This is a genomic window from Bacillus sp. 1A, assembly GCF_052682215.1.
This window is the reverse complement of record NZ_JBQYLZ010000001.1, coordinates 4,994,807-5,009,954: the sequence shown is the minus strand read 5'-3', so window position 1 is coordinate 5,009,954 and position 15,148 is coordinate 4,994,807. Positions and strand designations below refer to the sequence as shown.

Here is a 15,148-nt window from a genome sequence, read left to right as displayed (position 1 = left end):
TTATTAGGTCTTACGATAAAGGGAATAAAAAAGAGATTGTAATTTGGTTTCAACCAAACTACAATCTCTTTTTGTTTAAATTAACGCCACCAAATCCAAGCCCAAAAGTAATTTCGTATATTTCGAGGAGTAACGCGTATAAAACGTTCACCGTTAAAGAAGCAATTTAAATTTGGAAGTGTTTCATCTGGATTTTCTGAAATAAAAGAGACGATGTTTTCGTTGCTTGTAACGGTTACTGTAATTGGTGGATCGGTAGGCGACACCTGAAGTTGTAACGAAATATTCGCCGTGTTTTTGAATTCATTATTAACAGGTGAACTTATCACTTGTACTGTGAATAACACGATAATTGTTTCGTTTTGTTCCAAATTAGTAGCGACTAGGAAACCGATATTCGGATTCGCTAGTGGAGAGCGTTCGCCGTTAATAAAGACAGTGCCGTTCATAAATTGTAAACCTAGTGGAATGGTATCTTGTAATGAAACATTTGAAAGTGAAATATCAGAAGTATTTGTAATACGCACCGTATAATCAAAATATTGGTTTAAATAAGCTGAGCTGACGGAAGCGTTTTTTACTACTGTTGCAGTTATAAATTGAACTGGTATGCGTACAATGTTTGAATTAACAATGAAAGTAATAATCGGGTCTTGTGGTGTCAATTGGAAAGCTGCTGTAACTGTTGCGGAATTGACAATTGTATTGTTTGAAGGAATAGAAGTGACGAGAACTTTAAATGTTATCGTTGATACACCATCTGCAGGTAAAGCGCCGATGTTAATACCAGTGTCTGGACGAACATTTGGAACCGGAGTACCGTTAATTGTTACGCTGTTTTCTATAAATGTTGTACCAGATGGAATGATATCTAGGACAGAAGTACTAATTGTAGGAATTGGTGAATGATTTATTACTTCCAATGTGAAAGTTATAGTATCACCTGTTGCTACGATAGATTTATCAGCTGTTTTTTCAATGCTAACTAACGGGTCAACTACTGTTGTTGTAACGGTATTTGTTTGCTTTGTAATTGTAATAGGCGGTTCATTCGGATCAATGGTAACAGTATAGGAAACAGAAGCATCGTTATTGATTGCAGATTGAAGAGTCGAAGGAGATATTGTTACTTGGAAAGTAATGATAGTAGATTCATTAGGAGTAAGGTTTCCTAATGTAATACCATTTTCAGGGTTTGCATTAGGTTGATTGATTCCGTTAATCGTAACGCTGCCCGTAACGAAGGTTGTATCTACTGGTGCCGTGTCTATGACAAGAAGATCTTCAATCGTTACATTACCGCTATTTGTAATTGTGATTGTATACGTTACAGTTTGACCAGGTAAGGCATTCGTTATATCAACAGACTTAATAGCAAAGACATTATCATTTTGGACAGTTGTTGTGACGGTATTTGTTGTAGTGGTATTCGTAACGGGTACGTTATTTGGATTGACTATATAGTTAAAGGTAGTAATTGCTTTGTTGTTGAGTTCATTTGGTGTTGGGATAGAAGTCACAGATACTTGGAATGAAGCGCTAGCGTTTCCGCCTACAATTATAGTGCCAATTGGTATCCCACTTACTGGATTAACTCCCGGAAGGGCATCTCCATTTACAATAACGCTATTTTCTATAAATGTAGTACCTTGAGGAATCATATCTTGAATGATTACATCATTTGCTGCAACATTACCAGTTTGATTGAGTGTAATCGTATACGTTAACGTGTCACCGACTGTTGCAAATGCAAGGTTAACAGTTTTGTTACTATTTAAATTCGCGTGATTAATTGTTGTTACGGAAGCTGATGAAAGAATAGTTTCGGTAATAGGCGGTCGATTAGGTAACGTGTATTGGTATTCAATTGTACTCGTGTTAGAGATTGGATTGGTTTGCGGAATCGAAGTAACCCGTACTTGGAATAGAACAGTTGCTGTCGTATTAGGCGGAATGTTATCAATTTGTATCCCGCTAACTGGTTTGTCATTTGGACGAGAGGTGCCATTCACGATAACACTATTCTCTATAAAGCTCGTATTTGCTGGGATGATATCTGTAACGATAATGTTTTCAACTTGTATATTCCCATTGTTCGTGATGGAAATTGTGTAAGGGATAATCGTTTGTAGGTCAGCGTATTGGATAGGTGTTGTTTTTGTTGCAATTACATTAGCAAAAATAACTTCAGTGAAGGTAATGTTACTAGTCGATATTTGTTCTTCACCATTAATTGTATAACGGGAAGTGGATTGATTTTGAATACGACCGCTAGCTGGAAGAGCTAACACAGTAACGGAAAATGTGACTGGGATAGAAATGTTAGGAGCAATCGTTCCTACAAGTATACCAGTGCTTGGATTCGCGTTAAGCTGAGGAATATTATTTACTAAAACGCTACCGTCTATAAAGGTTGTTCCAACAGGAATATTGTCTGTAAATACAAGGGTAGTAGCATCTGCATTTCCTATATTCGTTAAAGTTGTTGTATAAGTTAAAATGTCACCAATCGTTACAGAAGTTAAATCAACAGTTTTCAGTGAAACGATATCAGCATCATTAATTTGGACGAAAGTAGTATTGGAAGTAGTAGATTTTTGAATTGGTGCAAAGTCAGGATTGAAAATAAAGTCGTAGACGATGTTTGCAGTATTAGGCGTTGGATTTAAAGCTGGTAAATTCGTAACGGAAACTTGTAACGTTATTGTAGTCGCTTGCCCTGACGCAATATTAGGAATGAAAAAGCCGATATTCGGATCTGCTGCAGGAAGTACAGTGTTGTTAACTGTTACACTTCCCGGAATAAATACTGTTCCATCTTCTATAGTATCTGTAAAAAAGATGGAGTTAGTTGTAGTAGATCCGTTATTTTGAATGAATACTGTATATTCAATGGTGTCATCAATATTAGCTAATACTTTATTAGCAGATTTTGTAACGATAAGAATCACATCAATAAATTGTATATGTGTAGTATTGGAAGAGATCGTTTCTGAAATTGGTGGTGCGCTTTGTTCCGGTTTATATTCATAGTGTATAACAGCGATATTATTAATAGTATTTTGTGCAGGTATAGAGACTACATTTACTTGGAACGTAACAATAATCGTATTATTTGGAAGGATAATACCAAGATTGATACCGGTAATTGGATTTTCGTTAGGTCTTGGTATGCCATCTACAAGGATGCTATTTGGAACGAATGTAGTGCCAGCAGCAATTGCGTCAATTAGGATAGTATTTGTAATAGGTACTGTACCAGCGTTTGTAACTGTGACTGTATATGTGATGATTTGACCGATACGTGTAATAGATCTGTTAGCAGATTTAATTGCACTAACATTTGCAGTCCGCACTTCAGTATTTACTGCATTTGATAATGATCTACGCTGAACAATCGGAGAACTAGGGTCAATTTGGTATTCATACGAAGTGTCTGAAACGTTAATGACAGTGTTGCCCTCTGGTATATTTGTAAGTTGTACTTGAAATGAAATAGTGGCTGTTTCATTTTGTTGTATCGTGCCGAGAGTTATTCCATTTTGAGGATTTGCACCAGGCTGAATCACATTATTTATTGATAAGCTATCTTCAATGAATATAGTACCTTCTGGAATGTTGTCAATGAACACCGTATTGTTAGCTGGAACAGTTCCTATATTTTGTAGTGTATTTGTGTAGGTAATATTTTGCCCGATGGCTACGAAAGTAACATCCGCCTGTTTAACAGAAATAATATTTGCATTTTGAAGTGATGTTGTAACGATATTAGAATGTGCAGAGCGATTCACTGGTGGAGCTGTAGGAATACTTACATATTGGTAATTTACAGATGATTGATTTACAATTTCGGTTGCAGTTGGTGGATTATTTGTTTGTACTTGAAATAGTATTGTTTTGGAACTGTTTGGTGTAATCGTTCCAATTGGTATTCCGTTTTCTGGATTTACACCTGGCTGAAGTACACCGTTAATTGTGACACTGTCGGGAACGAATGTAGTCCCAGCTGGAATAGAATCTGTAAAAATAATATTTATTGCGTCAACGTTGCCGATATTTTTCACTTCAGAAATATAAAGTATAGCTCCACCAATATCTACAGTTATTGGATTGGACGTTTTTGTAACTGTCAATTGTGCTTGCACGAAATTTGAAATGACAATATTACTTGTAGATGTTTCAGTAATAGGCGGTTGTCCTGGGTCTGGTTGAATTGTATATGTTGTATTAGATTGATTTGTAATCGATTGTTGCGAGAATGAATCGTTAATAAGAATTTGGAACGAAATAAGGTGAGTAGCGTTTGCTACTAGGTTAGGCAAAGTAACACCTGCATTTGGATTTGCACCAAGTATAGCTGTTCCGTTAAGTGTAAAACTATTTTTTACGAATGTAGTCCCTTCTGGAAGTGTATCTAAAAATATGAGATTAGTAGCTGGAATATTTCCGGTATTTTCTAGCGTTATCGTATAGGTCAAAATGTCACCAGTTGTTGCTTGTTGTGCATTGACAGCTTTTAAAGAAAGAACATTCGCATCCGAAATTTGTGTGAAAGCTGGATTAGACGTAATTGTTCGAGAGATGATAGGAGCAGTTGGATCGGCGATAAAAGTATAGTCAATACGGGCTATATTAGAAATTGGATTCACGCTTGGAATGGATTGAACGATAACTTGGAATGTGACGGTGACGATTTCTGAAGGTGCAATGGCGTTTAAGGAGATTCCTATGTTTGGATCAGCACCCGGAGCTGAAATGCCATTTATGGTTACGCTATTTGGAATAAATGCAGTTCCTTCTGGGACCAAATCTGTTAAAGTAACTGTATTTGCAGTTGTATTTCCGTTATTTTGAACGACTACAGTGTAAGTGATCGTACCGTCAGTAGATTGTACGAGAGAATCTGTATTTTTAATTACAGATAGCGATGCATCAACGACAGCTGTATTTACCGTATTAGATGAAGATGTTGCTGTAACTGGAGGTTGACTTGGGTCGACAATATATGTGTAACTTGTAAGTGCTTGATTTATAATCGCTCCTTGCGGTGGAATAGAACTTGCAAGAAATTGGAACGTAATCGTAGCAGAATCACCTGGTGCGATAATACCAACTGGAATACCGAGAGTTGGACTTGCATCTGGAAGTGAAATCCCGTTAAGCGTGACACTATTTGGAACAAATAATGCCCCTTCAGGAATTCCGTTAATGAGTAATACAGAATTTGCAGGGAAGTTTCCAGTATTCGTTAATGTTGCTGTATACGTAATTATATCTAAGGTAGATACGATTGTACGATTTGCTTCTAAAACAGTTGTAACAGTCGCGTTATTAATTTGTGTGGAAGCACTATTAGAATTTATTGTGCCGGTAACAGGAGGAGCAGTCGGATCAACTATAAATTCGTATTGAATAGATGCAACGTTTGTAATTGGATTCGAAGGTGGAGTAGATGTAACTATGACTTGGAAAGTAGCAGTTAAGGAACTACCCGCGTTAACGGTTCCGATATTCACTCCGTTATTTGGATTTGCACCTGGAATGGTACTTCCATTTACAGTGAAACTATTTTCAACAAAAGTTGTTCCTGCTGGAATCGGATCTGAGAAATTTACATTCGTAGCGTTTGTATTGCCACCATTTTGAATTAAAACTGTATAAGTGATCGTGTCGCCGATGTTTGCAAAGGCTGTATTAGCAGTTTTTACGGCTGAAAGTATTGTTGAATTAATAGAAGTAACGAAGACGTTCGTTTCCACATTGCCAGGCTGAGGTTGTAATGCATTTCCTACGTTATATTGGAAGTTCACAAATCCTAAGTTTTGGAGTTCAGGTGTGAACGTTGTTAGGTTGCTTACAATTTGAACTTGGAATACGATTGTTACAGTTTGATTTGGAATGATCGTATTTATGCCAACACCATCAATGATAGAAGCAGATGGTAATGGAGTGCCATCAACAATAACTGATCCTGCAACAAATTGTGTCCAAGATGGTATCGGGTCTGAGAAAATAACGTTACTGGCCGGAATATTTCCTGTATTCGTAATCGTAGTTGTATACGTAATCGTATCACCAATCGTTGCAAAAGCTTTATCTGCAATTTTAATTGTGTTTAAAATTGCACTTTCGATTTTTGTGGAAACAGTAGTAGAAGTAATATTTTTTGAAACGGGAGGATTAGCTGGATTAACGATATGCTGGAAGCTAATGCTAGCTTGATTGGTAATTGGATTTATAGGTGGAATTTCATTGGCATTAATATGAAATGCTACGATGACAAACTGGTTTGGTGCGATATCTCCAATTGGAACGCCTGTCATTATGTCTGCATTTGGGATGGTAGTTCCGTTAAGTGTAAAACTATTCGGTTCAAAGGAAGTTCCGTCTGGAATTAGGTCGGTAAAAATAACATTCGTCGCACTAACATTTCCGCTATTTGTAATCGTAACTGAATAGACAATATCTTGCCCAATATCTACTGTTTCCACATTTGAATTTTTTTGTACAGTAAGGATAGCGCTATTAACTTGTGTTGTCGTTGTATTAGATTGATTGGAAGTCGAAATGAACGGCTGATCTGAATCAACAATATAACGGTAAGTGGTAAGAGCCGAATTAGAAATAGGATTGTTGATTGGGAGGGTTGAAACGATGGCTTGGAATGTGACAATTGATGTATTTCCACCATTAATTGCACCGATATTTACACCAGTAGATAAATCAGCGTTTGGAATGGTTTGCCCATTAACTGTGAAACTGTTTGGAACGAAACTTAAATTGCTATCAAGTATATCGATAACGGTAACATCAGTTGCAGCCACATTCCCGGTATTAGGAAGGTTAAGTGTAAATGTTATTGTATTACCAACATCCGCAAAAGTAAGATCTGCTGTTTTTGTGCTAATAATATTTGCGTTGTTTATTTGAAGAAGTGTCGTGTTGGAGGTAGCTGCACTCGATACTGGCGGATTCCCTGGATCAACAGTAAACTCATACGTCGTTGATGCTATATTTGGTGCAGGGTTAATAGGTGGGATGCTGTTAACCGTAACTTGAAATACTATACTATATATTTCATTTGGTGGAAGTGTTGCAAGTAATACACCTGTATTTGGATTTGCGTCAGGTTGTAAAACACCATCAACAGTTAATGTGTTAGGAACAAATGTGAGTCCACTTGGTAATGCATCTGTAAATACAATATTAGTGGCATCCGTATTTCCTATATTCGAAATAGACGTAGTATAAAAAGCAGTTTGCCCGATATCTGCAAAGGAGACACTTTCATTTTTCGTCATGGATAATATAGCTTCTTTAATTTGCGTTGAAACGGGATTACTAATTGAAGTTTCTGGATCAGGCGGTGAGACTAATTGATACGATGTTGATGAGAAATTTACAATTTGGTTTTCGGTTGGTAATGACGCCACTTTTACTTGGAATGAAACAGTTACTGTAGACCCAGCTGTTATAGGCCCAATATTTACTCCGTTCGATGGGTCCGCACCACTTTGAGAAACCCCGTTAATAGAAAATGAGTTTGCAATAAATGTAATTCCGCTCGGCATTGTATCTGAGAAAATAACATTTTGTGCGGATGAGTTTCCATTGTTTGTTAAAGTAACAGTATAAGTGAGTGTGTCTCCAATACGACTAAAGGATTTATCGACTTGTTTTAATGAAAGAATGATAGCTGTGTTAATTGTAGTGAACACTGTGTTTGAAGTAACATTCCTTGAAACAATAGGGGCATTAGGGTCAGTGATAAATGTGTAAGAAGCACTAGCCGAATTGGCAATAGGATTTTGAACAGGAGTAGAAGTAGCGGTAACTTGAAATGCTATTGCTATTGAGCTGTTAGGAGCAATCGATCCAATTGTAATACCTGTATTAGGATTAAGACCAATTTGTGTGATGCCATTTATTGTGACACTATCCGAAACGAACGTTGTACCGTCTGGAATAAGGTCAGTGAACGTAATATTCGTAGCATTTGTATTCCCACTATTCGTTAAAAGTGTCGTATAGGTAATAGTATCACCTAGTGTTACAAGTGTTTGATCAACTGATTTAATCATCGTTATCATAGCATCTAGTACAGGATTTGTAACGCTGTTAGTTGAAGTAGAAGTAGTAACAGGAGCTGCGCTTGGATTAACGGTATAAGAGTATAAAATTGTATCGTTATCCATAATTGAACTTGAAGGGGGAACAGAAATAACAGTTACTTGGAAAGTAACGGTTACTGTTTCGCCAGGAGCGATATTGGGTATATTGACTCCAAGTGCTGGCCGTGCACCAAGTTGCTGCATACCATTGATTGTGAACGAATTTGGTATAAATGTAGTGTTGGCTGGAATAGCGCTTGTGAAAGTAATATTCGTTGCTGCAGTATTTCCCGTATTTGTAATAGTAGTTGTATACGTAATCGTATCTCCGACAGAAAGAATGGATTTATCAGCACTTTTTGTAGTAGTTAATATAGCACTATTAATAGTTGTCGAAACAGTATTAGATATATTCGTTTGTGATACGGCAGGTTGGCTAGGATCGACCACATGTGAATACTGTACAGAACTAAAATTTGAAATTGGATTTATACTTGGAATGTTTGTTACAAGTACGTTTATCGTAATAGCAACCGTACTGCCAGGGGTTATATTTCCAATTTGAATCCCGTTAGCGGGGTTTCCAATTTGCTGAGCACTAGAATCATTTACAAGAGTACCAGATATAAATGTCGTTCCATCAGGCAAAATATCCGTGAAAAGTATGTTTTGTGAAGTGACATTTCCAGGGTTGCTTAATGAAATTGTATAGGAAAGTGTATCCCCGATCTTTGCAAAAGTTTTATCTACAGATTTAACTGCCAAAATTTCTCCGGAATTTATTTGTGTTGAAACTGGATTAGATGTTGTACTTCGTGAAACGAGTGGTAAATTAGGTCCTGTCATAAATTGATAATTAATAGAAGCTCCGTTTACAACGGGTGAGTTTGGTCCTCCAGGTCCGATTGTAAAAATAGGATTTGGGATGCTAACTACTTGCACACGGAAGGTGACGTTTATAAAATCTCCTGCAATAATATCCCCAATTGGTATCCCGTTCGCCGGATTTACTCCAGGTAATAAAACCCCACCTACTCGAACGCTATCTTCTATAAATACTGTATTATTTGGAATCGGATCTGTAAAAGTGATATTAGTAGCAGTTGCGTTTCCTATATTTTCTAATAAAACTGTATAAGTTAAAAATGAATTTCCGGGTGCGATGTCAGAAAATAGACGATCGACACTTTTTGTTGCTTGGATAATTGCTTCGTTAATTTGCACTAAAGTTGGATTACTTGTAGCTGTTTCTGTCACTGGCGGCTGGGTAGGATCCACAATGATAGAATATGTCGTACTGGATTGATTCAACGTAGGATTTGTAGCTGGTATTGAGCCAACGATAGCTTGAAAGCTAATTGTTGTTGTTCCTCCAACTGGAATGGGGTCTAAAGAAATCCCGCTATCTGGTCTAAATCCAAGTTGTGGGATGGTATTAATTTGTAAGCTATCAGGAACGAATGAAAGTTCAGGTGGTAATATATCGATAAAAACAGGTGTGTTTGCGGTAGTATTTCCGCTATTAGTGAGAGTAGTTGTATACGTAATTGTATCTCCGACAGCAGCAAATGTACTGCTTGCAGTTTTTGTTGCGATTACGGAGGCTGTATTTACTTGTGTAAAAGTTTTATTGGATTGAACTGTTCGTGAAACAGGCGGTTCATTTATATCAACAATAAAGCTATATTGAAGCGATGATTTGTTAGGAATTGGATTCGGATTTGGGATCGTTGTAATGTTTACTTGAAAGCTGAGTATAACTGATGCATTTGAATTTATGTTCCCGATATTGATACCGTTTTGTGGATTTGTATTAGGAATAGTTATTCCATTTACTGTGAAACTATTTGGGATAAACGTCGTACCATCTGGCAGTAAATCTGTAAAAATAACATTGTTTGCGGTAGTGTTCCCGGAATTAATAATGGTAGAAGTGAAAGTGAGTGTATCTCCAATAGTAGCGAATGTTGAATTGACAGTTTTATTTATAGATAGAGTAGCATCAATAATTGGAGTAACCGTCGTATTCGTAATTGTACTACCAACAGCAGGTGATTGGTTTGGATTCACGTTATATTCATAATTTACAAGAGCATTATTTGTTAATGTGCCACTAGGTGGTATCGCTAAAATTTGTGCTTGAAAAGTAATGAATATAGTATCTCCGGGAGGAATATCTGCTAAGTGAATACCAAGTGATGGATCTAATCCTGGCTGTGGAACATTATTAATAGTTACAGAATTCTGGATAAATGAAGCCCCTGCGCCAAGTCCATCCGTTAAAACAGTTGCACTAGCGGGAATATTTCCTGTGTTCGTAACTGCAATCGTATAGGTAACGATATCTCCAATTGCAGCAGTCGGTGTGTTCACTGATTTCGTAGCGATAATCGTAGCATTGTTAATTTGAGTTGTTATTAAGTTACTTAACACATTGGCGGATGCTGGAGGTAAGTTAGGATTTACGACATATTGGTATGTTGTGTTACTTTGGTTCGGAATTGGATTCGGACTAGGGATAGAGTTTACGATTACTTGAAATGAGATTGTTGTATTTGTATTAGGGTTTATTGGATCGATTGTAATTCCACTGGCTGGATTTGTATTAGGGAGTGTATTCCCATTTATTGTTACACTATTAGGAATAAATGATGTCCCGTTTGGAATTACATCTGTAAATATTACATTTGATGCAAGTGTGTTCCCGTTATTCGCTAAAGTAGTCGTATACGTAATAATATCATTTACGTTCGCAAACTGTTTATCAGCAGATTTTGCAGAGGTAATCGTAGCGTTATTAATAGCTGTTTGTACAGTGTTAGAAGCAACCATCTGCATGATGGCTGGTTTGGATGGATCGTACGTGTATTGGAATGTAGTGCCTGATTGATTCGTAATTGGATTTACAGCAGGAATAGTTGGTACAAAAACTTGGAATGAAACGGTACGTGATGAATTTGCTCCAATCGTACCGATCAAAATGCCGTTAGCAGGATTTGCATTTGCTATAGGGACACCGTTAATCGTTACAGTATTAGGAAGAAAGATGGTACCATCTGGAATGATATCTGTAAACGTTACATTAGTGGCAGGGATATTACCGTTATTCGTTAAAATCGTAGCATACGTAATGACATCACCAACATCAGCAAAGTTTGTACTTTTTAGTTTCGTAGCAACAATATTAGCAGTATTAATTTGTGTAGCTACTATATTGCTAGTAGCGTTCCTAACAACAGCAGGTAAATTTGGATCTGCGATAAAGCTATATTGTAGTGCAGCACTATTTTGAACTGGATTTGGTGAAGGTAAACTATTTGCACTAATTTGAAAAACAATGTTTGTAATTCCACCTGCGGGAATTGTTCCAACTTGAAGACCAACACTTGGATCAGCACCTAGCTGTAAAGCGCCGCCTATAAAAATACTATTTGGTACAAGAGTCGTACCAGGAGGGAGTATGTCGGTAACAACTACATCATTCGCTGGAGTATTCCCAGGGTTCGCTAAGGCAATTGTATATGTGATTGGTTGCCCAACATCAGCAATAGTTAAATCTACCTGTTTGACAATAACTACATTTGCTAAATTAATTTGTGTGCTTACAGTGTTACTTAAAGAGGTTTCTACAGTTGGTGGATCGCCTGGATTTAGAATAAAGCTATACTGTGTACTAGATGAATTTATTGTTGGATTTTGTGTAGGTAAAGCAGTGACAGTTACTTGATAAGAAACAGTAATTTCACCGTTAGCAGGAATGGAAGGTAACGGAACACCAATGTTCGGATCTGCATTATTTTGTAGCACACCATTAATAAGGAAAGTGTTTGGAATAAAGGTAGTACCATCTGGATTCGTATCTACGAAAGTTGGACTATCAGCAGTAACGCTTCCTGCATTCGTTAAAAGAATAGTATAAGTTAATACATCCCCAACAGTAGCAAACGCCCGATCCACTGTTTTTGCTGAAATGACATTTGCATCGTTTACTTGAGTAAATGTAGTGGTTGAAGTAGTGTTCTTACTTACAGGTGAAGCGTTTGGATCCACGATAAAGTTATAGGAAATAGAAGCGCTATTTGAAATAGGATTTGGATTTGGGATGCTAGTTATTAATACTTGGAATGAAGCTGTAATTGTAGTATTTGCATTGATGCTACCAATATTGATGCTAGCTGGTGTAACACCTGGCTGAGCAACATTGTTAATTGTAACACTGTTTGGTACAAAGGCAGTACCATTCGCAATTGAATCGGATAGTACTACATTGTTCGCCGTAACATTTCCATCGTTTGTAAGAGCAAAGGTATAAGTTAATACATCTCCAACTTCCGCAAATGTTTTATCTACAGACTTCGTAGCTTGAAGGTTTGCTAGTCTAATTGTTGATGTAACAGAATTAGAATTTGCTGTTTTTGAAGTTGGTGGCAGACTTGGATTAACAGTATATAGATAAGAAGCGAAAGCATTATTAATGATAGGATTTTGGGCGGTAATATTAATGACTGTTACTTGGAAAGAAAGAGTAAAAGTAGCTCCGCCAGGAATTGTTCCGATAGGTAAAGCGACGAGAGAATTTACATTTTGCAAAACTCCATTTAGTTTTACAGTACCAGGAGTCAATATCGTTCCATTTGGAAGTGGATCTGTTAGTTGCACGTTAGTTGCGGCTGTATTTCCACTGTTTGTAATGAGGATTGTATAACTTATCGTTTCGCCAATTGTAGCAAATTGTTTGTTTGTTGATTTTGTTAATGTTACATTCGCGTTGTTAATTTGAGTGGAAACAAGATTAGAAGAGATATTTTTTGTAACGGGTGATTGGCTAGGATTGACGGTATATTGATAAGAAGCGCTTGATCCATTAGAAACGACATTTGACGCGGGTATTGTGTTTACTACTACTTGAAACGAAACATTTTTTGTTGAACCAGTTGTGATCAATCCAATGTTCACACCGTTAGTGGGATTTGCGCCCACTTGTGTCGTGCCATCTATTGTTAAACTGTTTAGAACAAAAGTTGTGCCAGTGGGAATGACATCTGTAAAAATAACGTTATTCGCATTCGTATTACCTGTACTTGTAAAGGAAACGTTGTACGTTAGTGTATCACCAATATCTGCGAAATTTTTATCTACTGCTTTTGCCATAGTTACAGTAGCGTTATTCACTTGAGTAGAGACAAGATTCGTCGTATCAGTCCCACTTACTGCCGGTTGATTTGGCACAGGAATGTATTGGTATGTTGTTGTTCCACTATTTAATATTGGATTTGTTTGCGGGATAGACGGAACGAATACTTGAAATGAAATAGTAGTAGTGGAATTTGCGGCAATAGATCCAATTGATATACCAGTAGCGGGATTTGCTCCAGCCTGAGTAACTCCGTTAACAGTTACACTCCCTGGAATGAAAGTAGTCCCGCTAGGAATCGGATCCGTATATATAACGTTCGTTGCGGCGATATTTCCTATATTAGCTAAGGCAATACTGTAAGTTAACGTTTCACCAATATCGGTAAAAAGTTTGTTAACTGATTTTGTACCATTAATATCTGCGAGGTTAACTTGCGTTCCAGCAGAGTTGCTTGTTGCAAGACCATTAAAAGTTGTTCCTCCGGCGATTGGTGTATATTGAAATGTAATATTAGCAGTGTTAGAAATTGGATTTTGATTTGGGAGAGAAACGACAGTTGCTTGGAAAGTTACTGTACGAGAAGCACTATTATTAATCGTTCCAAGAGATATACCGGCGGTAGGATTTGCATTTGTTTGTGGTACGTTATCTACTGTTACACTGCCGGGTATAAAAGAAGTACCGTTAGGGAGACTATCTATAAAAATAGCATTATTGGCGGGAAGGAGCCCAGTGTTAGGGATAGTAACTGTATAAGTTAGAATATCTCCAATTGCTGCAACACTTTTATTTACGCTTTTCGTTGCTTGTATATTTGGTGAGTTTATATTAATTTGTAAGCCGACTGTATTTAACATATATGCATCTCCGTTAGTTGTTAAACGGATTGCGGCAGACACTTGGGAGTTTGTTAAATAAGGAGAAATATCAATGGAAGTAATGTCCCAGCCTTGTCTTCCTGCAGATATATTTGTACTTGTAGAAGCGCTTTGGTTTCGTGTGCCAAATGTTCCAGTTGTATCTAAATTTCCAGCAGCATTATTAACTTGAGAACCGAAGAAATTATTTATCGCATTATTTGGCCCAGATAAAGCGTTTAATGAACTGAAATTTGGTCCAAATAAAGCTTGATCCCCAGTTAAATCAGCATCCCCTTCCGTAGAACTTAAAAATAATCTCCCGCTTACAGGTCCCCCTGAAGGTGTTAAAAATCCTGAGACAGATACATCGGCACTACCAGTTTCTGCGGAAACACGGTTACCTGCTACATAAATCGTCAAGTTTCTTGCAGGCAATGTTCCGTTTTGATAAGCGACGATAAGTGTCCATCCAGCCGAATTAATTGTTCCGTTAGAAGCATCTATAGGGTCCACAAGTCCAGGGACAGAGCCGGTTGTATAAGAGCCAGATCCTCCAGCTTGAACGAGAGATGTTACATCTGCAGAACGTGTATAGAATCCAAATGTGACGGATCCGGAAACGAATGTTTGATTAGAAGCTGTAACAGCAGAAGGAGTAATTGAGTATGTTGAAACAGGTGTTGTAAAAGAAACAGGGTTTCCTAAAACGTTCGTAATGTTTTGATCACGAGATAAATAGTTGCCACCCCAAATGAGTTCTGCGTAAAGAATCGTACTACCAGCAGGGATATTTAAAATAGCGGTAGAACTATTTTGTGTATAGTTTAACGTTGTACCAGCAGGAAAAGTAGGTACTTGTAAAGCGGTATTCGTAGTTGCGAATGCACCAATTGCCCCGATTGTACCAGCACGGTTTTGATTACTAATTTTACTTAAGCCTAAAGTATTTCCTGTAATAGCGAGTGCGCCGTTTGTGGTGGTAGAAAATCGATTCGTAATGGGCATGTTGTCACCTCATTTACAATATAGTCTTGGTCAAA

At 37.4% G+C, this 15,148-nt stretch carries 1 protein-coding gene; it reads right to left on the bottom strand.

The features are described from left to right. Positions 1 to 80: 80 nt before the first annotated feature. The gene (locus ACUN0F_RS25530) at positions 81 to 15,113 is read right to left on the bottom strand and encodes a DUF7507 domain-containing protein (RefSeq protein ID WP_445540396.1); all 15,033 of its coding nucleotides are present in this window, start codon (positions 15,111 to 15,113) and stop codon (positions 81 to 83) included. Positions 15,114 to 15,148 lie beyond the last annotated feature (35 nt).

Excerpts from the sequence above, each read along its gene's own strand:
- ACUN0F_RS25530 (WP_445540396.1), bottom strand. The coding sequence starts at position 15,113 with ATGCCCATTACGAATCGATTTTCTACCACCACAAACGGCGCACTCGCT.